At 45.1% G+C, this 20,252-nt stretch carries 16 protein-coding genes; 14 read left to right on the top strand and 2 right to left on the bottom strand.

The window, feature by feature from the left end; translation table 11 throughout:
- Positions 1-48: 48 nt before the first annotated feature.
- Both MKX50_RS18010 and MKX50_RS18005 read left to right on the top strand, forming a co-directional pair.
- Positions 49-3,204, top strand: coding sequence for an amino acid adenylation domain-containing protein (locus MKX50_RS18010; protein ID WP_339157506.1), 3,156 nt, complete (start codon positions 49-51; stop codon positions 3,202-3,204).
- Positions 3,197-4,246, top strand: coding sequence for a hypothetical protein (locus MKX50_RS18005; protein ID WP_213589804.1), 1,050 nt, complete (start codon positions 3,197-3,199; stop codon positions 4,244-4,246). Before MKX50_RS18010 ends, MKX50_RS18005 begins: the two co-directional genes overlap by 8 nt.
- A 79-nt stretch (positions 4,247-4,325) precedes the next feature.
- Here the strand turns inward: MKX50_RS18005 and MKX50_RS18000 are convergent, their stop codons facing one another.
- Positions 4,326-5,423: a glycoside hydrolase family 88 protein gene (locus MKX50_RS18000; RefSeq protein ID WP_339157505.1), complete on the bottom strand. Its 1,098-nt coding sequence runs from the start codon at positions 5,421-5,423 to the stop codon at positions 4,326-4,328.
- Positions 5,424-5,577: 154 nt separating this feature from the next.
- On the opposite strand from MKX50_RS18000, the gene MKX50_RS17995 reads away from it, so the two are divergent.
- The 11 genes from MKX50_RS17995 to MKX50_RS17945 all read left to right on the top strand — a co-directional run bounded on the left by MKX50_RS17995 (position 5,578) and on the right by MKX50_RS17945 (position 16,321).
- Positions 5,578-6,411 carry an AraC family transcriptional regulator gene (locus tag MKX50_RS17995; RefSeq protein ID WP_339157504.1) on the top strand — a complete coding sequence of 278 codons (834 nt, stop codon included), beginning with the start codon at positions 5,578-5,580 and terminating at the stop codon, positions 6,409-6,411.
- Between the two features lie 217 nt (positions 6,412-6,628).
- Positions 6,629-7,879 carry a radical SAM protein gene (locus tag MKX50_RS17990; protein ID WP_339157503.1) on the top strand — a complete coding sequence of 417 codons (1,251 nt, stop codon included), beginning with the start codon at positions 6,629-6,631 and terminating at the stop codon, positions 7,877-7,879.
- 3 nt (positions 7,880-7,882) lie between these two features.
- Complete coding sequence (locus MKX50_RS17985; protein WP_213589812.1) at positions 7,883-8,911, top strand: radical SAM protein; 1,029 nt, start codon at positions 7,883-7,885, stop codon at positions 8,909-8,911.
- 5 nt (positions 8,912-8,916) lie between these two features.
- The gene (locus MKX50_RS17980; protein WP_213589814.1) at positions 8,917-9,081 is read left to right on the top strand and encodes a hypothetical protein; all 165 of its coding nucleotides are present in this window, start codon (positions 8,917-8,919) and stop codon (positions 9,079-9,081) included.
- Positions 9,056-9,283: a hypothetical protein gene (locus MKX50_RS17975; protein ID WP_213589816.1), complete on the top strand. Its 228-nt coding sequence runs from the start codon at positions 9,056-9,058 to the stop codon at positions 9,281-9,283. Before MKX50_RS17980 ends, MKX50_RS17975 begins: the two co-directional genes overlap by 26 nt.
- Before the next feature lie 112 nt (positions 9,284-9,395).
- On the top strand, positions 9,396-10,415 hold the full coding sequence (locus tag MKX50_RS17970) for a S8 family serine peptidase (RefSeq protein ID WP_339157502.1): 1,020 nt from the start codon (positions 9,396-9,398) through the stop codon (positions 10,413-10,415).
- Positions 10,378-12,099, top strand: a complete 1,722-nt coding sequence (locus MKX50_RS17965) for an ABC transporter ATP-binding protein (RefSeq protein ID WP_339157501.1) — start codon at positions 10,378-10,380, stop codon at positions 12,097-12,099. Before MKX50_RS17970 ends, MKX50_RS17965 begins: the two co-directional genes overlap by 38 nt.
- A gap of 18 nt (positions 12,100-12,117) precedes the next feature.
- Positions 12,118-12,999, top strand: a complete 882-nt coding sequence (locus MKX50_RS17960) for an ABC transporter ATP-binding protein (RefSeq protein WP_339157500.1) — start codon at positions 12,118-12,120, stop codon at positions 12,997-12,999.
- Positions 12,972-14,084, top strand: coding sequence for an ABC transporter permease (locus MKX50_RS17955; protein ID WP_339157499.1), 1,113 nt, complete (start codon positions 12,972-12,974; stop codon positions 14,082-14,084). The genes MKX50_RS17960 and MKX50_RS17955 overlap by 28 nt, the downstream gene beginning before the upstream one ends.
- Complete coding sequence (locus MKX50_RS17950; protein ID WP_339157498.1) at positions 14,081-14,779, top strand: hypothetical protein; 699 nt, start codon at positions 14,081-14,083, stop codon at positions 14,777-14,779. The genes MKX50_RS17955 and MKX50_RS17950 overlap by 4 nt, the downstream gene beginning before the upstream one ends.
- Before the next feature lie 75 nt (positions 14,780-14,854).
- Positions 14,855-16,321 carry a family 43 glycosylhydrolase gene (locus MKX50_RS17945; RefSeq protein WP_339157497.1) on the top strand — a complete coding sequence of 489 codons (1,467 nt, stop codon included), beginning with the start codon at positions 14,855-14,857 and terminating at the stop codon, positions 16,319-16,321.
- A 155-nt stretch (positions 16,322-16,476) separates the two neighbouring features.
- Here the strand turns inward: MKX50_RS17945 and hcp are convergent, their stop codons facing one another.
- Complete coding sequence (hcp, locus tag MKX50_RS17940) at positions 16,477-18,162, bottom strand: hydroxylamine reductase (protein WP_339157496.1); 1,686 nt, start codon at positions 18,160-18,162, stop codon at positions 16,477-16,479.
- 421 nt (positions 18,163-18,583) lie between these two features.
- Here hcp and MKX50_RS17935 point away from each other — a divergent pair, with 421 nt between their 5' ends.
- Complete coding sequence (locus MKX50_RS17935) at positions 18,584-20,248, top strand: sensor histidine kinase (RefSeq protein WP_339157495.1); 1,665 nt, start codon at positions 18,584-18,586, stop codon at positions 20,246-20,248.
- Positions 20,249-20,252: the final 4 nt, after the last annotated feature.

Here is a 20,252-nt window from a genome sequence, read left to right as displayed (position 1 = left end):
CTCCGCATGGAAATTAGATGGAAATATACAGAGAACAGGAGTGGAGAGATGCTTAGCAATGAACTGGATACAAACGGAGAGCATGAATTAACACACCCACAGCAAAGAATCTGGATGATGGAAGCAACCTATCCGGGCACCTCGATTGGAAACTTGAATGCGGCCTTGAAGTTTGAGCAAAGGCTGGATGTAACCGTGCTGGAGAAGGCTGTTCAAGCGTTGATTGCATCCTATGATATTTTTCAGCTGCGCCTGCATGTCAGGGATTCGGGGGAAGTATACCAATCCTTTATGCAGCAGCCTGAGCTAGAACCAGTTGATGTCGTTCCATTCAGCCAGGATACGGAGCAATCCGTCATTGACGAGTGGATTCGGGAACAAGGAAAAATTCCCTTTCAGCTCATCGGTTCGGAATTGTATTATTTTTGCATCATTTTAAAAGGCGAGGACGAAACATGGTTATACATGAAATCCCATCATATCATTCAGGATGGATTCTCCCTGAGTAAATGCGGACTGGAAGTTTACAGACTATATCAAGAGCTGCTTCATGGTGAAACTCCTCAAATCCCTCTGCCATATTCCTATCAAGCTTATATAGAAGAAGAGAAGAAGTATCTTCAGTCCGGCAGGTTTGCGAAAGACCGTAAATATTGGCTCGAAAAATTTCAAACTGTTCCGGATTCCTCTACGATCAAACCGAACCTTGCACCTGCCATAAATACACATGCTGCAAGGTTTTCGTATTCTCTGTCAAAGCTGCTGTCAGAGCAAATCAATCACTATGGCCAAGCGCATCAAGTGAGCCCTTCGAGCTTGCTTCTAAGCGCCCTCTCTATACTTCTGTTCAAATTAACATCCAACCAAGATATCGTCGTCGGTACCAATTATTTGAACCGGACAAATTTGAATGATAAACATGCGCTCGGCATGTTTGTCAGCACTACGCCATTAAAAATGACGCTTGAACCGGAGATGACATTCAGGGAACTTGTTTCACAGGCGGGTCAGGAACAATTGTCTGCGCTGCGGCATCATAAGTATCCATATGATCTTTTGCTGTCTGAAATCAGGAAAAGTCATACTCATGTGAACCGTTTATTTCAGCTAAGCATGGATTATTTGGATATGGGGCAGGCGGAAGAAGCCGGCTCGCAATTAGGGAATAGTGAAGATTACGGCTGCGAGGATCTGACTTTGGACGCTGTATTTCATTTGCATAACATGCCCGGCAATTTGCTGCTTAAAATAGATTACAGAACCAGTTTATTTACGGAAGAGGAAATACGGCAAATTTGCGATCGGCTGATGTTGATTATGGAGCAGGGAATGAAATCTCCGGGGCAAATGCTCAAGGAATTCGACATTGTTACGAAGGAAGAGAAGCACAAGCTTCTGGTGGATTTCAACGACACCTCGTTTCCCGTCAGAGACATCACGGTTCATCAGTGGTTCGAGGAGCAGGCCAACCGGTTCCCGGCTCGGACTGCGGTGGCATTTCAAGGCCAGTCGATGACTTACCGCCAATTAAATGAACGGGCGAATCAACTGGCGCACACCTTGCGAAACAAAGGGGTCGAGGCGGGGCAGCCTGTAGGCATTCTCGCGGAACGATCCGTGGAGATGATTACAGGTCTTCTCGCGATCCTCAAAGCCGGAGGCGCATATGTTCCATTCGACCCGGAATATCCGCAGGAACGGATGAATTACATGATCGGCGATTCCGGGATAAAGATGATGCTGCTGCAAAAGCATCTTTCAGCCAAGGCCGCGGGTGTGGAGCATCAAGTTGTGTTGGACGAGGAAATCTCCTATTGCGAAGAGAAAACCAATTTGCAGGATGTGAATCAACCGGGAGATTTGATGTACATCATGTACACTTCGGGGACAACGGGCGCTCCCAAAGGAGTCCTGATCACGCATCGCAATGTAACCAGTCTGATCCAGGGTGCAACCGAGTTTCAGATCACAGAACAGGACCGGGTTCTTCAATTATCCAGCTATGCGTTCGACGGATCCACATTTGATATTTACAACGCCCTGCTGCGCGGGGCGGCACTCATCCTCGTTCCGAAGGAAACGATGAGAGACATTGCCCAAATTACGGATTTGATCAAAAATGAGCAAATCACAGTTTCTTTTATGACGACAGCCTTATTTAATTTGTTCATCGATTGTGACCTGTCGAGCTTGAAAAATATGAAGGCGATCTTTTTTGGGGGAGAGCAGGTATCGGTATCCCATGTAAGAAAAGCGCTGGATATGTTAGGCGCTGGCCGCTTATATCATATATATGGCCCGACCGAGTGTACGGTGTATGCGGCGTACTGGAAAATTAACAGCATCGATCCTGAAGCGGCAACCCTGCCGATTGGCTCGCCGATCAGCAATACCCAAATGTATATCGTCAATGGAGATCGTCAGCTTCAGCCGATCGGTGTTCCAGGGGAGCTTTGTATCGGGGGAGCCGGCCTTTCCCGGGGGTATTTAAATCAAGATGATTTGACGAACGAGGTATTTGTAAATCATCCTTTCGCGGCGGGAGAACTAATTTACAGAACAGGCGATCTCGCAAAATGGCTGCCTGACGGAACGATCGAGTATGTCGGGCGAATGGATCATCAGGTTAAAATACGCGGCTTCCGTATCGAGCTTGGTGAAATCGATGCTCAGCTGGCTAAAGTTCCTTCCATCAAGCAAAGTGTTGTTGTCGTGCGGGAGGACGAAGCCGGCGAGAAGCAGCTTTGCGGATACTACGTGTCAGACAGGACATTTGGGGCCGGCGAACTGCGGAATATTTTGTCACAGTCTCTGCCTAGGTTTATGATCCCAACGCGGTTCGTTCAGCTTCATGAAATGCCTTTAACCCCCAACGGAAAAATAGACCGTAAAGCCCTGCCCAAGCCGAGCGAGAGAGCTCACTATACAGGGACGGAATACGCTGAGCCGCAAACGGAGCTGGAGCAAAAGCTGGTCGCCGTATGGTCGGAGGTGCTTGAAAACGTCAATATCGGTATCGATGACGATTTTGTGGAGCTTGGCGGGCATTCGTTACTTGCGCTCAAGCTTGAGGTAGAACTGCAGAAGCATTTTGACATCGATCATTTCGATCTCCAGGAATGCAATACGATCCGTAAGCTGGCGGTGTATATTGAGGATAAGCTGGCGGTTGCTGTTGGCGGAGGGGAATACAATAATGTATAAACAGCTCCCTGTTCATATGCAGCCTGCGCTGTACAGCTATTTGCACCATGCGTATCCATTATCCGTCATGCCGGAGCATCCGCATTTTCTCCCCTGGCTTCACAGCCATTATATTCAATGGAGCGCGGATTCTGAGTTTTTTAATCATCTGGATGAACACATCTTTGTTAACTACTATCAGCCCATGCATACACACCATTACAATGAGCTGCTTCATCTCAAAATCATTACGGCAGATCTGCTCAGCCGGATAGATACGGGAACGGATTTGATCGCTTTTTTCAAGCGAAGTATCGACCAGGGAGACTATGTCTATTTATTTCTGGATGAATTTTATTTGCCGGGGAAGGCCATGTACAGGCGGCATCATTTTGCGCATGACACTTTATTGTTTGGCTATGATGATGAGAAGCAAGTGTTTCATACGCTCGGTTTTAATCACAATTATGAGTACGGACAGACGGATATCGGATATGAGCCGTTTCTGGAAAGCTATCGGCTGGCAGATCGCAGCAAAGCGTATTATACGAAGGAGATTATACTGTACAGCCTAAATAAAGATCGGATCTATGCATTTGATTCTCAGCTGGTAATCGAAAGCCTGGAGGATTATGTGCTGTCCCGTAACAGTTCAGAGAGATACAGGGCGATCGCTAGTCCCAACAATCACGTGTATGGACTTAAAGTTTACGAGGAAATCGTCAAATATTTGCATTTGCTCCAATCAGACTCCACCTTATACCGTAACATTATCCCGGTCCACCTGCTTTGGGAGCACAAGAAAATGATGGCCGACCGATTGGAGTATATGACACAGCACGGCTATTGGAGCCCGCCCGAACAATTGACTGCCCAGTATCAAGAAATTGAACGAGAGGCCTTTTTGATCCGAAAGCTATTTTACAAGTACGCTTTCTTCTTAAAGGAAGATACGAGCTTGCTGGAAGAGGCTGTGGCCAAGATCCAAACGCTTGCGGTTAAGGAATCGCTGGTGTTGGAGCAGGTGCTGAATGAGCTGAATGGAAAATCCATCGTATTTTAAAAGACTAAGAGTAAAACACTTTTTTTATGGGGAGCCGGCGGATGCCGGCTCATTTTTTAGCTGTGGGCCCGGCCCCGCATTATGTTTCCGCCAGATTCATCTCTACGCACATGAGAATGAAGGCGCCAGCGCCGTGCAGATCGTTTTCGCTGGTGGGACGGGCAATGTAGTGGGCGTAATCGCCGATTCCGGTGCCGATGCAAATGTTGCCGATCACGACGTTGCCATTCTCGTCGAACTTCAGCGTATCGATTACGCCTTGATAGCCTTTCCAGGCGTAGTCCATGTATTTGGGGTCCAAATAGCCGAACCGGACCGCCTTGGCAATGGCATGGACAAACAGCGCTGAACAGGAGTTTTCCAGCCAATTATCCGGGCGGTCTCCTTTGTCGATGACTTGATACCACAGTCCAGTGGCGGGATCCTGATAGTTCGTCAGAGCGATAAGCAGCTCTCGTAGAATGGTCACGAGCTGTGCTTTATCCGGATGATCCTCTGGCAGGTATTCGAACATTTCCAGCAAGGCTACGGGATACCAGCCAATGGCGCGGCCCCAGAACTCCGGCGCGACACCTGTGACGGGGTCGGCCCATTTAGCCTCTTTGGTTTCGTCCCAGCCGTGATATAGCAATCCGGAGGCAGGATCCTTCGTATGCTTCGCCATAAGGAGAGCCTGGAAGGTCATCATGGAGTAATATTCGCTGTCGCCGAACGTCTTGGCAAATTGCACGGCAATCGGACCGGCCATATACAAGCCGTCCAGCCACATTTGATTCGGATAATGTCCCTTGTGCCAGAATCCGCCCGACGGATTCGCCGGCCATGACTTCAGCAGAGGCACTAGCGTATGCAGCGCTTTTTTGTATCGCTCGTCTCCTGTCTGCTCATAGAGAGTAAAGAGAAGCACACCGGGCTGAATGTCGTCAAGCTCGTCGGACTTAAACTTCTTGATGCTGCCGTCCTCAAGTACTTGGCTGTCCACCCACCGTTTCATGTAGTTGTACAGCTGTTGTTCTCCGGTCTGCCGCCAGCATTTCTCCATGCCGGACAGAAAGACCCCCTGATGGTAGTGGAACCGGTCCGGCGGAAGATCCTCCGGCTCGAATTTGGCCATTAATGCCTCGCAGGCTTGCTGCGCCCATTGAATCGGGCTCTTAAGCGATGTGGATGATGGCATGGATATCCTTCCTCCTTTTTGTTTATACTGCTATTCTAGCATCGTAATATGTACATGTTTTGCGAATATATCCTCTTTCTTCTTATTTCTTGCGATATAATGAAATATTAAGAACTACATCGTTAACAACGGTTAGGGAAGGAGAGCGAGGAGTTTGGGAGATCTTTATTTTGAGAATCGCACAGGAAATTTTCTGGTGTCCCACCGGAAAGCGTTAAGCCACCATATGCCCGTCAGCCATTTTCACAGCACATACGAAATCTATTATTTGATGTCCGGCCAGCGGAATATCTTTATTCAGGATCGAACGATAGCGATGAACGAGGGCGATGTGGTCATTATTGCGCCGAATATTCTGCATCGTACGCTCAATGCGGTCCAGCCGAAGCATGAGCGGCTCATCATTAATATACACGAGCAGTATTTTGCGCCGGATGGTTCCCATAAGGAAGCGCTTCGGCCTTTGCTGGAACGGGATTATTTGATTGTGAACGGTTCCTTGCGCAGCCAACTGTCGATCGAGCCGCTGTCCCGGGCTATTATAGAGGAAATGAAGGAGCAGGAGAGCGGCTTCGAATTATTTGCGCAGACGCTTGCCGTACAGCTGCTTATCATTTGCTGCAGGCATTTCAAGCAGAACGCCATGGAGGCGCTAGCCTCGCCAAGTCCCATGCATGAAAGAATATTGGAGATCGTCCGCTATATCAACGAACATTACACAGAGGATTTATCGCTTCATCTGCTGGCGGACAAGTTCTATATCAGCCCCTATTATTTGAGTCGCTACTTTAAAAAAGCAACGGGCTTTACATACGTAGAGTACGTGAATAGCGTCCGAATCAAGGAAGCCAAGAAGCTGCTGGAGGGCTCTTCCATGAAAGTGAACTTGATTGCCAGAAGGGTCGGCTTTGGAAGTGTGACGCATTTCGGCCGGGTGTTCAAGGAGGTTACGGGCAATGCGCCGTTATTTTACAGAAGGAATATTTAGTCGTAGATATTGGTAACATATGCATATTGCAATAACAAATGTCATCATCGGAATGAAGTTCAAGAGATATCCGTATCTTTGTGAATAAAATATGTATATAGATTGGGTTATATTGTATTAATTTACATCTAAGCAATATAATAGGCTCAAGAATTTGCTCTATGATCAGTCTTCTGAATCCAAATGATTATTTGTAATCTTAGAAGGAGACAATAATATGAAAATTGCAGATTCTAGTAGAACCATTATTTATGGCGACAGGGTAATTTTAATGAACAGAAATACGGGTTCGTGGCTAAAGATTTCTAAGGAATGCTTCAATATTCTTAATGAAGCTATAGAGAATAAGTTGACACGAACCGAACTTCTTGAGTCTTTTCAAGATACTGAGGATAGGGAATATTTCAAAAGAATACTAGTACAATTAGATGCATTAGATTTTTTGAAATCTACATCCGACTCTAGAACATTGCGAGAGATCAGCTTCTCACTAACGCGTAGATGTAACCTTCAATGTACCCATTGCATCGTCGATGCCCCGAATGAATCAACCTCTGAATATTTAAACACAGCAGAAGTCATCCATATCCTCGATAAGATGATCGCATCTAATCCCAACAACATTACTCTCACGGGTGGTGAGCCACTCTTAAGAAAAGATTTCTTTGAAATTTTGGCATACTTGAGAAGGAAATTTGACGGAAATATCACCTTAATGACAAATGCTACTCTCATTAATAAGAGAAATGCTGGCGTACTATCCAAATCAATTGATACCTTCTGTATTAGTATAGACGGCGTCGATGAAAGCTCCGTATCTATTGTCCGCGGCAGCGGCGTATATGATAAGACCGTTGCCTCCATAAAATTGCTGCGTACCCTCGGCCATGAAAAAATCAGTTTGTCCATGGTGCTGACCGAAAATAATCACAGATTGGTCGGTGCCTTCTACGAATTAAATAAGCAACTAGGCACCAAACCCATGCTGCGTGCGTTGTCTCTAACAGGACGAGCCGGCCAATATAGGGATTTGCTTACTTCATTTAAAGAGGACAGGCCTAGTCAACTGGCTGATGACCGTGATGGGGTAAAGGAGAACACCATTTCGGATTCTACTGGGTGCAGTTGTACTGCAGGTATAGATCAAATCACGATTAATTATAATGGCGACGTGTTCCCGTGCGATTTATTTATGGATCCGCAATTTAAGATAGGAAACATCAATGAAATTGAAGACCTTAATCAATTTATCCGCTCCCAGCAGGACAATGGAGCTGCTCATTCCTGTGTTTCACCATATGAGCCGGATAGTCATCCATTATGTAAGGAGTGCCCAGTAAACCTTTTTTGTTGGCGTTGTCCGCATGACCTTTACCGGCTTGAAAGTCATTCGGAAGCTTTTAAATCGCGTTGTCAAAGCATTAAGCCTTATTTAATGAAGAAGATTTGGGAGCAGGAGGTGATCTAGCGAATGATTGCCTCAGTGTTTTTAACCTCAGCATGTAATTTAGCTTGCAAATACTGTTACCAAGGCACTCATGAAAATGGAAGAACAATTTCACGCGAAACGATGGACCAGTTGCTAGATTTTTTACTTCAACATATCGAACGGAATAAAGAAAAAAACATCATGATTGTTCTTCATGGAGGGGAACCTCTACTTGCCTTTGATGAGCTTCGATATTTAATCGATAAGGCACGCACGATCATTCCCTCTGCCTACTTCTCAATGACGACCAACGGTACTTATCTTACTCCAGAAATGGAGACTTATTTGCAAAAAGAGCTGGCTTATCTATCGTTGAGTATTGACGGCTCTGAAGCGAGCCATGACCGTTTTAGATTATTTGCTACTGGAAAGGGGACCTGGAAGAAGGTATCGGCTGCAGCAAGACGTCTTCTATTATCATTCCCTGAATTAAGAGCTCGAATGACCATTCGTTCAGAAAACGTAGATAACCTGCTGCATGATATTATCGAACTCATTGAAATGGGATTTACCTCTATATCTCCTGTACCTGATTATTTTGATGCTGGCTGGAATGAGGATACTTTGAAGAAACTGGAACAGCAGTGTCAAGAGATCATCAAATGGAAAGGCGCCACAAATTGCCAGGTGGATATTGGTTTTATTGAAGATGCAGTACGTGCACGTAAATACTCTGTCTGCTCGGGCCTTAAGTCAACGTTAAGCATTGATTCCGAAGGAAATATTTATCCTTGTACCTATTTGGTTGGAAACCCGCTAATGGCTGCCGGTCATGTTAAATATGGAATAAATCCGGACAAACGTTGGGATATTCTGTGTAAGGGAGAACAGCCTAATCCTGATTGTATCGGTTGTTCCCGGTATGAATATTGCCCTGGCACGAGATGTAAGCTTATCAATCAGCTTATGACCGGGGAGTTCGATCGTCCATCGCCTGTTCTATGCCATATTGAAAATGTTAAATATCGAAGCGGGGTGTTTTCTAAACGGCTACAACTAGAAAGGAGGTGAGAATAATGAAGATCGTGAAAATCAAGGATAAAGAAATCAACTTAAACGTTAGAGGTCAAGGATGTGATAATGACTGCGCGATTACGGTCTGGAAGGGAAAAACATCAAGCAGTGAAAAAGGCTGCTGGTCAGCGGATGGTTACAATGCGCAAACAACCTCATGGTGGTAAAAAATCATATCTCGAGAAAGAAGGTGAAAATATGAAAATCGAAAAAATACGAGACAAAGAAATTAGCCTGGATATTAAAGGACAAGGATGCGGCAATGATTGTTTCGAAGAAAAAGTATGGGTAGGCGCAACTAATGGAAACACGAAGGGCTGCGTTATTTATGAAAATGTGTATACGCCTAAGACAACCAGTTGGTGGTAGGATACGGTTCATGATATGAATTAATAATCTGATCACTTTCGAGGATGGTGTATAAGGCGCCATCCTTTCATTTAACTAAAGAGAGGAAATAGTCAGCGATATGTGCGATGTCATGATATTGGACTCAGGAGTCGATCAGCAGTTTTTTCGAGAAAACTTTGCCGCTTCCTATGCATTCGAATTTTCGGAAGAACAAAACTGTTTTATTCGAACGGAGTGTTCCAAGGATGTTTCAGGTCATGGCAGCGCCTGCGCCTACGTAATAAGCCGTTTGGCGCCGAGTGTTCGTTTTGGCAGCATAAGGGTTCTTGATGCAGACCTTATTGGGCACTCAAATAGGCTTGAACAGGCTCTCCGTCTATGCCTAACTATAAACGTTCGTATACTTCATATGAGCTTCAGTATGGAGTCCTTCCATATCGATGAACATCTGAAGCATTTATTTCAAAAGCTATATGATCAAGGAAAATGGGTTGTCGCCTCCGTTAAAAATGGCTCTTATAGTAGTTATCCAGCAGCATTGCCAACGGTTATAGGTGTAAATGGCACCTTAATGCCGGAGTCGGATGCCTATTGGTTTGACGAGAATAAGCTTGTGCAAGCTGCTGCAGATCTTACTCCGATGTGGACTCAGCGTGAATTCAATGAATATTGTTTCTTTGGAGGAAATAGCAAGGCTGCGGCAGTCGTAACAGGGCATTTGGTCAATCAGCTTATTCGGCATGATAGAAACCAGACGATCTCTTACTCTGCTTTATTAGCCCAGTCAGCCCTAAGAAAAAAATGGGACGATGGTGAACTGCAGCGTATGCTCCCTAGCGATACTTGCATGCCAACAGATGTAGGGAGGCTGCCTCAGGATTTATATACAAAAATAAAAAAAATGGTGTGTTCCTATTGCCAGCATGGCCAATTCGATTTAGCCAATAGCCATTTGCTAATTTCAAGAAATGGGATAGCCCGACAGCGCTTTTCCCGATTCATGAGTGAAATAGAGTCCACCCTGGGTATTTCGGCAAATAAAATGCACTGGGAGTTCCGCCATTTTACTAGTTTCGATCATTTCATATGTCATATTGAAAGGATATATCACAATGAATCGAACACATATGCTCAAGGCGATTATTCATAACTTTTCAAAACATAAGTCCTCTTTTTTAATTGCGTCGCTACTGCTTCTCCTGAGCAGTTTTTTTAGCGTGCTAACTCCTTATTTCATTATGAAAATATTAGATAAGTCCATTCCTTTTGGAGAATGGTCTAGTCTTCTCGGTTATATTGCTTTGGCTTTTATTGCTACCTTCCTTAACAATTTGACGAAGCTGTTGTCTGATTATGTTTTTTCTAAGCTTGCCCGCACATTTGTCATTAATATTCGGTCACGCTGTATAGCGCACCTGCAGCAAATGAATGGTGAATACTACACCCATATAAATTCCGGAGATATGCTGAAAACAATATTTGAGGATATCGAGAACATCCAGCAGACAGCTACATATTCGTTTGTCAATTTTGCTGCGGACATATTGATTTCTGTTGGAATGCTGTTCTTTCTAGGATGGCTGCAGCCAGAACTATTAATGGGGCTTCTCTTGCTGCAGGTATTCGTCTTCTTGGGGCAAAAAAAATTTAACCGATGGGTCGAAGCTCAGAGCATTAGTTTGAGAAGTGCCAGCGGAGAATTATACTCTTTAATTCAGGAAGTCATAAGTAACTTGATGAATTTTGTAGTCATCGGCGTAAATAGCTTGTTTCGAGAGAAATACATGAAGCTTGAAAAAACAAATGCAAAACAGCAAATAAAAACGCAACTGGTATTTTCATTAAGCAACGGATTTCTTCAGTTATCCGGCATGATCATTACATTATTTATTCTAGGTTATGGCGGTTACAAAGTGATCGAAGGAAGTTTAACGATTGGCGGGCTCATTACATTTAATGTTTATTCTCAGAGGTTGATAGCCCCCATCATGAGAGCTTCACAATTTCAGACTAGGCTAGCAGGGGCACTAGCCTCCTGGCAAAAAATCCGAGATATTCTTGAAGCGCCTTTGAATTGGGGAGAATCGGATGCCATGCTGAATAAATGTTCGTCCATTCGCAGCATAGACTTTCAGAACGTTACCTTTCAATACGATGATAAGCTGGTTCTATCGAAAGTAAGCATGCAATTCGAGTCGAAAAAGATATATGCCATTGTGGGCGAGAGCGGGTCGGGAAAATCCACGATCACTTATTTGATGCTCAAGCTATGGCCTATCGAAAAGGGGAATATTCTAGTTAACGGTACATCAATAAACCGGATTTCCACGACCGATCTAAGGCAGCAAATTGCCGTTGTAAGTCAAAATACACTGCTTTTTAATGACACCATTTATAACAATCTGGCATTAGGGAGCACAACCATTACGGAGGCCGACGTTATGGAAGTGTTAAGAATCGTAGAGCTTTACGAATTCGTAATGCAGCTCCCCCAGCAGCTTCAAACTGAAATTGGCGAACAGGGAATACGTATATCGGGCGGGCAACGGCAGCGGTTATCCATAGCAAGGGCACTTTTGAGACCGACTTCTGTATTAATTCTTGACGAAGCTACATCGATGCTTGACCCGATCACAGAGGAAAAAATAATGTTCAATTTAAATCAACATATTCAAGATAAAATCGTTATAGTAATAGCTCATCGATTACGAACTGTCGTAAGCAGTCATGAAATTTATTTACTGCACGAAGGAAGACTCGCTGAGAGAGGCAATCATGAATCACTTCTTGCTGGAAAGAAACAGTATCAAGCGATGTTTGAAAGAACAGTATAGTCGTTAAGAGGTGAAAATATGCAAATTCAGATTGATCAAATCAGCAAGCGTTACTCGAAGAAAGCCTGCGCGCTTCATGAGGTATCACTTAACATTGGTCCTGGTCTATGCGGCCTGATCGGGAGAAATGGTGCAGGTAAGACTACTTTAATGCGGATTATCGCAGGGATTATGGAGGCAACCGCCGGAACCGTCTATTTCGATGGACAGACGATGAAATCTTCAGCGATGCGAAAACACTTGCAGGAGAAAATAGGCTATCTTCCTCAGGATTTTGGTTTCTATCCTAATTTAACGGTTAAGGAAACTATGGATTATATAGCCTTGCTGCACGGACTAAGCGGGAAGAAGAAACGGACTAGAATACAGGATTCTTTAGAAAAAGTACATTTAAACAAGCAGGCTGATAAAAAAGTTCGGGAGTTATCCGGCGGCATGAAAAGACGGTTAGGCATTGCACAAGCGATTATTCATGAACCCGAAATTCTTATCGTGGATGAGCCGACAACGGGAGTCGACCCTGAAGAACGAATATCAATCCGGAACTTATTAACGGAATATGCAGGTCAGCGGATCGTTATTTTATCTACGCATATCATTGAAGATATCGCCCAGTCTTGCCAACAAGTGGCCGTACTGGATCAAGGCAAGCTAAAATATCAGGGTGACATTGGCAGTATGATCAGGGCCGTCTCCGGCGTTGTATGGGAGTGCTCTTTGCCCTTAACTGCAGATTATAAGAACATGCTGCATGAGTATACCCTAGTATCGAATCATTATATGGAGGATTGCATCAGGCTGCGGGTGCTTGGCGAGAAGGCACCGATAACGGGCAGCGTTCAAGCAGCCCCGACTGCTGAGGATGCTTATATTTGGATGATCGGCGGGCTTGCGAAATGATGCGAGTTAGCAAAGTGATGCGGTTTGAGTTTCTTTTTCAGATCAAGAGCAGGTTTTATTTACTTGGCTTGTTAATTGCCCTCTTGTTTCTGTGGTCGGAATTTTCACCTTATATTCAACATTATCCAGTGGACGATAATAATGACATTCGCCAGCTGTACGAAAAAGGAATACACCCCGAATTGCTGCATATAGACGTTTCGCCTGAAGAGACTTTATCATCCGTGCTGCAGCACATCGACAATCTCCCGGAAGGTATTCTGTCCCAAGAAAATTATGACGCGGCTAAAGAGTTAAGCGCTGCAATAAAGGCACAAAACCTATCTCTGGAGCAAGCAAACACTCTAGTAAATCAACAATATCCGTCATTGGCGCCGCAATGGGAAGTCTACGTTGAAGAAAAGGGACAACGCCTCGGTTCAATTGAAGAGGTTCAGCCTGCATTCAGGGCTTATTACGAACAGCGAACATTTAGCTCGGAACTCGCTGTACTTTGGGTGGATCGTCTGCAAATTATTATGTCATTTCTATCCATTCCTGCTTTTTTGATGCTATTCTTCAAAGATAGGCGGTTTAATGCGCTAGAGTGGCTGCATGCCAAACCATTTACAGGCCAGCAATACGTGATTGGAAAATATTTAGGGACGGTTGCGGCGTGGTGCCTGCCCACCGTGCTAATAAGCGCCGCAGTTAATATTTGGTTCGGAGTTCGGTTCACAGCTCAGTCATTTACGTACCATTTGGCGGATTTACTCTTAGGCCTGTTTGTTTGTGTGGTGCCGACCTTTATGATATCTGGGGCTATTATAATTTTACTAGGATTTATATTCCAAAATGAAATCGCCGCTTTGCCGGTCTTTATTCTTTATCTCATTTTCAATATTACTTCCGGCGTATTTGCGGGAAATGGAAACACAACCGTTATGAATTATATGCTTCGCTTAGATGAGAGTTTTTCCTATAATTGGCTGGCTTTTTTACCCCATCAAGGCTTGGTTATCGGGGCAAGTATTCTGTTTGTACTGCTCGCTGGACAATTATGGCCCCGGCAAGGTCTTAAAGGAAAAGGCAGGTTGACCTTATGAAGCTAATAGTTTATCAAATTAAAGTTCTCTTTTCGCCGGTAAAATGGCTGTTGACAGGAGCGTTTATCGTGTTTATTCCTTTTATGTTCTATGCTCCGACAGCCGTAGACATTCTGAACCTGTACGAAATCTATGCACCCTTCGCAGGAATCATATTGTTCCCTGATTTGATTTGGGTCGATCATTACACCCGCGCAGCGGAGGTGCTGGCAACCCGCAGAAGCCGGAGGCATCCTTTATTAGCATATAGATTAATGGTTATGATTCTGTTCATGATCTTCATGCTGCTTGCAGGGTGGTTGTTACTACGAATGAATTTATCGCCTCACGGTTTTCGCTTCTCAAGCGAGCAGCTTCCATTCTCCGGGCTTTTATATGTGGCTTTGCCCGGTCTCTTATTTTCCGGAGCGCTATCTTTATTGGCCGGCGCTGTTCTGAGATCGCCCGAAATTGGTTATTTGCTGGGTCTCGCCAATTGGATGTATTGGAACATTAATATGGAGAATACCTCCTGGCTGAATTTATTTTCGTATGCCAACAGGCTCAGCGATCTGCAGTCGAAATGCACATTAAGCTTGTTAAGTATAGTGTTCATCTCATTATGTGGATTTGTTATGCTCCGCCCTGTAGAGCAATATAAGTTAATAAGCCGACTGAAAGACGGGCTAATGAAGGGTCTTGACCGGCTATTATAGGGGTTCTCCGGCAACTTTTGGTTGATATGCTGGAATCATTTAATCCTTTACACTGTTGTAAAGCAGTAAAGGGAGATGAACGCGATGATGCCAAGCCAGGCTTTGAACCCATACTTGCCTAGCTACGAATACATCCCCGATGGTGAACCCTATGTATTCGGGGATAGATTATATGTATTTGGTTCGCATGACAGATTTAACGGTAAGCTTTTTTGCATGAATGATTATGTTTGCTGGTCTGCCCCCATTGATGATCTAAGTGATTGGAGATACGAAGGGGTCATCTATAGGAAAACGCTAGATCCTATGAACAAATTAGGTTTGTATCAGATGTATGCACCCGATGTGGCAAAAGGGCCAGACGGGCGATATTACCTGTACTATACACTGGCCTTTCGCAGCGTTATGGCCGTAGCTGTATGCGATTCACCGGCAGGCGAGTATGAGTTTTACGGTTATGTAAGCCATCCGAACGGAGATAGGCTGTGGGATCACAGCGGAGATCCTATTTTATTCGATCCCGGCGTTCTAGTTGATGATGATGGATGCGTTTATCTGTATTCAGGCTTTGCACCAATAAAAGATGTTCCTTTTTTCGTGACAGGATGGAAGAAACGTACTTGTAAAGGCGGGTACGTAATTCAGTTACAGCCGGATATGAAAACGGTGACCGGTGAACCGAAGCTCATCCTTCCCAAAGCGGGGGAGGCAGACGGCACTGGATTCGAGGGGCATGAGTTTTTTGAGGCGAGCTCGATCCGTAAAATAAAAGATACCTATTACTTGATCTACTCGTCGATCAACGGCCATGAACTATGCTACGCCACAAGCAAAAGCCCGACAGGCGGCTTTAAATTCGGCGGAACGATCATAAGTAATGGCGACCTTTATATAAACGGGTACGATTCGGATCAAAAGGCCTATAACTATATTGGCAACAATCATGGCGGGATCGTTCAGGTTAGAGATCAATGGTATGTGTTCCATCACAGGCACACGAACCGGCATCATTATTCCAGACAGGGACTTGCCGAGCCGATCGAGATCAAGGAAGATGGGACGATTCCACAGGTAGAGCTGACGAGTTGTGGACTAAATAACGGTCCATTCATCGGCAGAGGAGAGTATGAGGCGCGAATTGCTTGTCATTTGATGTCAGCGGAAGGCGCAGGCCGGTATGGGGTATATTTCGGAAATATAACCTTCAGAAAGCATCCATATTTCACGCAAAGCGGGAAGGACAGGGAGAATAGCCCTTATCAATATATTGCAAATATGAGAAATGGAGCCGTGGCAGGCTTCAAATATTTTCTGATGCAGGATGTGTCGGAAATCGCTGTATGTGTTCGGGGTCCTGCTACGGGGTTCATGCTGGTTGCGAATGGTTTAGATGCAAAGCCTATCACAAGAATACCGATCTCGCCAAGCAGCGCCTTTACGTATTACGGGGCGAAAATTAACATCGAAAATGGGAAGCAGGCGCTCTATTTTACCTTTGAGGGATCGGGAAAGCTGGATTTCAAGTCATTGGTGTTGAAATAATAGCTTGTTCCGTCACGTCAATACCGCCATAACAAATAATTTTCCATAATGATAGGCTGCGCTAACTTCTAACCAAGGAAGGGCGCAGCCTATTTTCATAAGATATAAGAAAGTATAGACACTGGGGACTCCGCTTCCCCATTTCGCAATAAAAACTAAGCCCCAAGGAACATCTTCATGTCATCCTCAACATTTGTAATCCCGCCGATGCCGAACTGCTCCACCAACACATTGGCCACGTTCGGAGAGAGGAAGGCAGGCAGCGTCGGCCCGAGATGGATGTTTTTAACCCCAAGATAGAGCAGGGCCAGCAGCACGATGATCGCTTTTTGCTCATACCAGGCGATATTATATGAAATCGGCAGCTCGTTGATGTCATCCAGCCCCAATATCTCTTTCAGCTTCAACGCAATGATGGCGAGCGAGTAGGAGTCGTTGCATTGGCCTGCGTCCAGGACGCGCGGGATGCCTCCGATTTCGCCGAGATCAAGCTTGTTGTATTTGTATTTTGCGCAGCCCGCGGTGAGAATGACTGTGTCGCGTGGAAGCTGCTGGGCAAACTCGGTATAGTAACTGCGCGACTTCATCCGGCCATCGCATCCGGCCATGACAAAGAAACGCCGAATGTCTCCAGCCTTCACGGCATCGACTACTTGGTCGGCAATGCTCGTCACGGTGTTATGGGCAAAGCCGCCGACGATTTCCCCGGTCTCCAGCTCGGTAGGGGGCGGGCACTGCTTGGCCAGGGCTATAATTTCGGAAAAATCTTTAGGCTGACCGTCTACGCCCTCCGGAATATGCCGCAATCCAGGATAGCCGGTGTTTCCCGTCGTAAAGATGCGTTTCACATAGCTCGGCTTCGGTGGAACGATGCAGTTGGTCGTCATTAGGATCGGGCCATTAAAGCTCTCAAATTCGCTGGCTTGCTTCCACCAGGCATTGCCGTAATTCCCGACAAAATGCTCATATTTCTTAAAGGCTGGGTAGTAGTGCGCCGGCAGCATTTCGCTATGGGTGTACACATCCACGCCAGTTCCTTCGGTTTGCTGCAGCAGCTCTTCCAGATCCTTCAGGTCATGGCCGCTCACTAAAATGCCCGGGCGATTACGAACTCCGATGTTGACTTTCGTCACCTCGGGATGACCATAAACGCCGGTATTGGCTTGATCCAGCAAGGCCATGGCATCCACGCCGAATTTGCCCGTCTCCATCACGAGTGCGACCATTTGATCCACGGTTAATGTATCATCTAAAGTAGCGGCAAGCGCTCGCTGCATAAATTGCTCCACTTCGCGATTCGTATAATTCAGTTGATAGGCATGATACTGATATGCGGCCATTCCTTTAAGCCCATAGGTGAGCAGCTCTCGCAGGGAGCGGATATCCGCATCTGCAGTAGCAAGTACGCCAACCTCCTTGGCTTTGGCATCCAACGCTTCTTCATCGCTGTCATGCCAAACCGCCGCATCTGGCAATATCGTCTGGCTGGCTGGATGCTGATGCTCCCAGTGCTCACGTACCTCATCACGAAGAGTGAGCGCTTCGCGAATTTTAGCGACGAACACGTCCCGGTCAAAATTGGCATTTGTAATTGTAGCGAACAATGAATCCATTATAAAGACAGATGTCCGGCGTTCCAGCGATTCTGGCAGCTCCGTACCCGCGCTGAAGAAGGATATGCCTTTCAAAACAAAAATAAGCAAATCCTGCAGGTTGGCGACCTCAGGCGTCTTCCCGCATACGCCTACGATGGTGCAGCCAACACCTTTAGATGCCTCTTGGCACTGAAAACAAAACATCGGCATCCGCTCATCATGATGATTTAATGCAGCTTGATTCATCTATGCGACCTCCTCATTTTTATTTGTGAAAACGATTTGAGAATCATTTACGTCATCTGTTCATCAGAAGCATAACGCAGGAGGAAAGGCGACTAGGTGATTGGAATCACAATAGAACAATCTGATCCAAAATATCCATAATTAGCGAAAATAAATAACAAACCGTTTTCTTTTGTAAAGAGAGATGTTTCTAAAACAGCCTATACAAATTAGGATTTGAATTTTAGAATGGATAAATAATAGCAGCTATGAAATCACTGGAGGTTATGTTGTGAGTAGATGGAGGACCATGTTCCCATGGTTTGGACGATTACAAATCATGCACAAGATTATTCTTATATTCCTTCCATTGATTTTTATTCCACTCTTTATTTCGGGCTATCTCTCTAGCTACAATTTCAGCCAATCTACCATCCAAAATATGGAGCAAAGTGCCCTGGATGAGTCAAAATTAATAGTATCTCAAATCGATTCTATTATTAGCAATGCAGAGAACAGCGCTAATTTTATTGCTACTGATATTAATCGCATCATTGCCAGCTCCCCTGAGCAGCGTGATTCGGTACAAGAGCTGAAGTTCAGACGGCAGATTCAAAGCAAACTATCCACGGATCTTATTCTGTTTCCCGATGTCGATTCTGCCATTTTTATCGATAGGAACAACCATATTCATACTTCATACTCTCGCATAAACGAGGATGAGCATCAGATATTTGATAGCGGAATGATCGAACAGGTGACTCGGATGGGAAGCTATGGAAGGAATCGCTGGTTTTCAATGGAGCAGCGTAATTTTCTGGTCAGTGACCCGGCGGTTCCCGTTCTTACTCTCGGCAAGGTCGTGATCGATGTAGATAGCGGCAATAAATTAGGCACCTTATTTATCAATGTGAAGGAGACGACGTTCTCTTCATTTCTCGGCACTGAGAATGATCAGGGCATTTCCAAAACCTATTTGCTGGTGGATACGGCTCAGAGAATTATTTCCAGTTCGAACCCGGAATATGTTCTAGAACCGTTCGATCACTTAAAGATGAAGCGGCCCTTGACGCTTCTTAATGAACCCTATTCAGAAATGATCGATCGTGACCAAGGGCAGGAATTCATCAGCGTATATCCTTACAACAGGATGAACTGGAGCCTGGTAAATATGAACCCGATGACTGCGTTAAAAAGCATGATCAGTCACAATGTCTGGATGACTGTCGTGATCGGGATGGTTTGTTTATTGCTTGCATTCCTAGGCATAGCTCTATTATCCAAGGTCCTTGTAAATCCCCTGCTTCAGCTTGCTAAATCGATGCGCAGAGTCAAGGAAGGCGATCTGAACGTTACAGCGGCTATTCGCGCGCAGGATGAGACCGGACTGCTAGCTACTGTATTCAATCTCATGATCGACCGCATAAAGCAGCTTATCGCCACCGTAGAGAATGAGCAGCTCCGTAAGCGGGAATACGAGCTGGCGCTGATGCATGCCCAGATAAAGCCGCATTTCCTCTACAACACCTTAGATACGATTTATGTACTTGCTGATATGGAGCGAACGGAAGAGGCCAGAGATACAACCAAAGCTCTTGCGGACTTCTATCGTGTCATTCTGAGTAAAGGCTATGAAATTATTACGCTGGAAGAAGAGGTGAAAATCGTTAATGACTATTTAACGATTATGCAGGTTCGTTATCCTCATATTCTACAATATGATATTGCTATTCCTGACGAACTCAAAGGAATCCATATTCCCAAGTTGTCGCTGCAGCCCCTGGCCGAAAATGCGATTTATCATGGACTGAAGACGAAGGACAGCAGTGGCTTTATTCGGATTCGTGCGCATGCGGACAGCGAGCATGTGATCATTGAAGTGGAGGATAACGGCGTAGGAATGTCCCCCCAGCTTATATCCCGTATTACTGATTTCAAAGAGGATTCGGCAAAGAGAACATCGATTGGCATATTTAGCGTGCATGAAAGACTGAAGCTGTATTTCGGGGACATCTATGGTATTCATATTGAGAGCAAAGAGGGCCAAGGAACAACGGTTAAACTCATTCTTCCCAATAACTACAGCAAAGGTGAGCAGAATGTATAAAGTT

The organism is Paenibacillus sp. FSL W8-0186 (assembly GCF_037969765.1).
GTDB lineage: Bacteria > Bacillota > Bacilli > Paenibacillales > Paenibacillaceae > Fontibacillus > Fontibacillus woosongensis.
This window is presented reverse-complemented; position numbering and strand designations above follow the sequence as displayed.